General features: G+C 49.7%; 1 rRNA gene. It reads right to left on the reverse strand.

The annotated features are described in order from the left end of the window. Window positions 1-1,006: ribosomal RNA gene (locus JOC47_RS15260) — 16S ribosomal RNA — on the reverse strand; the annotation flags it as partial. Window positions 1,007-1,105 lie beyond the last annotated feature (99 nt).

Below are 1,105 nucleotides of genomic sequence, written 5' to 3' on the forward strand. Positions count from 1 at the left end.
CAGACTCTGCTTTCACAGATGGTCATAGGATGTCAAACCCTGGTAATGTTCTGCGCGTTGCTTCGAATTAAACCACATGCTCCGCCGCTTGTGCGGGCCCCCGTCAATTCCTTTGAGTTTCAACCTTGCGGTCGTAATCCCCAGGCGGGATACTTAACGCGTTAACTGCAGCACCGAGGGAGTTGAACCCCCAACACCTAGTATCCAGCGTTTACAGCTAGGACTACCGGGGTATCTAATCCCGTTTGATACCCTAGCTTTCGTACCTCAGCGTCAGAATTAGGCTAGAGAGCTGCTTTCGCCATTGGTATTCTTCCTGATATCTACGTATTTCACCACTACACCAGGAATTCCACTCTCTTCTCCTATTCTCAAGTCTAATAGTTTCAAAAGCAGTTCACCGGTTGAGCCGATGGATTTCACTTTTGACTTACTAGACCGCCTGCGCACCCTTCACGCCCAGTGATTCCGGACAACGCTTGCCTCTTACGTATTACCGCGGCTGCTGGCACGTAATTAGCCGAGGCTTCCTCCAAAGGTACCGTCAATCCCAGCAGTTATTATCTACTGGGGTGTTCTTCCCTAAGGACAGAGCTTTACGACCCGAAGGCCTTCATCACTCACGCGGCGTTGCTCCGTCAAGCTTTCGCTCATTGCGGAAGATTCCCCACTGCAGCCTCCCGTAGGAGTCTGGGCCGTGTCTCAGTCCCAGTGTGGCCGATCACCCTCTCAGGTCGGCTACCCATTGTTGCTTTGGTAGTCTCTTACACTACCAACAAGCTAATGGGACGCGGGCCCATCCCTAAGCGATAGCAGAGCCATCTTTAGATATTAGGCATTAGCTTTCCTTTCGAAAAGTTATTCCTAACTTAGAGGTAGGTAACCCACGCGTTACTCACCCGTTCGCCGCTTTACTCACTACCCGAAGGTAGCTTTCTCGCGCAACTTGCATGTGTTAAGCACGCCGCCAGCGTTCGTCCTGAGCCAGGATCAAACTCTCCGATTAAATGTGTGAGTTTGATTGGCTATAAATATACAACCAAAAAAATTTCCGGTTGGTCGAAACGCGACATTGTTTAGTTTTCAAAGACCAAATAAATCTTAA

The sequence above is a fragment of the Halanaerobacter jeridensis genome (genome assembly GCF_016908315.1).
Taxonomy (GTDB): Bacteria; Bacillota; Halanaerobiia; order Halobacteroidales; family Halobacteroidaceae; genus Halanaerobacter; species Halanaerobacter jeridensis.